The sequence below is a fragment of the Roseateles sp. genome (genome assembly GCF_049240545.1).
Lineage (GTDB): Bacteria > Pseudomonadota > Gammaproteobacteria > Burkholderiales > Burkholderiaceae_C > Paucibacter_A.
Window position 1 is genome coordinate 1 of record NZ_JBMLSK010000343.1, and the last position, 1,162, is coordinate 1,162.

General features: G+C 62.0%; 3 protein-coding genes and 1 pseudogene. 1 reads left to right on the top strand and 3 read right to left on the bottom strand.

Annotated elements, in window-relative coordinates; genetic code table 11:
- Nucleotides 1-128, top strand: a pseudogene (locus ACOVRJ_RS21340) (GNAT family N-acetyltransferase); the annotation flags it as partial.
- Nucleotides 129-194: 66 nt separating this feature from the next.
- Here the strand turns inward: ACOVRJ_RS21340 and ACOVRJ_RS21345 are convergent.
- The 3 genes from ACOVRJ_RS21345 to ACOVRJ_RS21355 form a co-directional block, all read right to left on the bottom strand.
- Complete coding sequence (locus ACOVRJ_RS21345; protein ID WP_422045833.1) at nucleotides 195-509, bottom strand: CcdB family protein; 315 nt, start codon at nucleotides 507-509, stop codon at nucleotides 195-197.
- Nucleotides 510-516: 7 nt separating this feature from the next.
- Entirely contained in the window at nucleotides 517-786 is a 270-nt protein-coding gene (locus ACOVRJ_RS21350) for a prevent-host-death protein (protein WP_422045834.1), read from the bottom strand.
- Nucleotides 787-971: 185 nt separating this feature from the next.
- On the bottom strand, nucleotides 972-1,162 hold a 191-nt coding region (locus ACOVRJ_RS21355; RefSeq protein WP_422045835.1), incomplete at its 5' end, for a DNA/RNA helicase domain-containing protein.

Genomic DNA, 1,162 nt, shown 5'->3' on the forward strand with positions numbered 1-1,162 from the left:
CCCAAGCCACAGCATCTGGCGCCTCACGCGTGTGGTGGCTCACCCATGAATCCAACGCGCAGGCCATGCTGCTGTACGACCGCATTGCCGACAAGAGCGGCTTCGTGCAGTACCGCAAGGTGCTGTGAGCGTGGCCGCCCCTGCACGACTGTCGCAACTTTTCTGCGCGCAGCGCCTGATCGGATCGGCACGCCTCAAACGCCAGACAACACCACATCCAAAGCCGACACCAGCGCGCTGGCCTGCGCAGCCACGTTGTCAACTGCGCGCTTCAAGGACTTTGCAGGCAGCGGCGCGGTGTAGTGCGCCAGCGCATACAGGCGTTGGCCCTGGACCGTGATGACAGGGCACAGCGCGGTAGGCACCTTGGTCAAGGCATCAAGCACCGCCAGCGGCATGGTCAGCCGTGTCGGCAAGCCGTTCAGCAGGTCGCTCTGGACGACGACCACATAGGGAATACCGGCTGTGGCGCTGCCGCTGGGGTTTGCGAAGACGTCGTACTGCGTCATCTGCCGCTCACCAAGGACGAAGGTCTGCACCCGGAATGCCGTGCGTCTCGAAGAAGGCGTTCTGCGCAGCAATCCAATCGCCATACTCGGCTTCGAACGCCTTTCTGCGCGCGGCACGGCCTGCCTTGTCGTGGTGGAGCTGCAGGGCCTGGTACTGTTCGGCAGACAGGATCACGGTATCGATCTGACCTGACTTCTCCACGAACACAGGCTCGCGTTTGGCCTGCGCGCAGAGACTGCCGAATCGGTTCTTGGCTTCCGTTGCGGTGACACGCATGGTGAGCTCCTCCCTTAGCTTTAGCCATTTTAGCCATTGATGCTAACTTTCATGATGTGGGGCAACGCCCCGGATCATGGAAGACTTCCACATTAAGGCAGGCTGGCTGGCGGCTGATTCGCGTGCTGCGGCACTATGTGCCGCCAGAGATGGCCCCCCGCGTGCTGGCGTAGCGGCACCCCTTGTCAAATCACCGGCAGGCCCAAGCCTTTCAGGTACTCGAAGGTTCCGTCGTAGAACTCGGCCTTGCGTGTCGGGTCTTCGGCGTCCCCATGGGGGACGGCAATCACCATGCCCTGTCTGGCGCGGGTCAACAGCACCCGGTAGGCGTTCTTCAGGTAGGTCTTGCGGTCGGATTGCTTGATGTTCTGCCAAC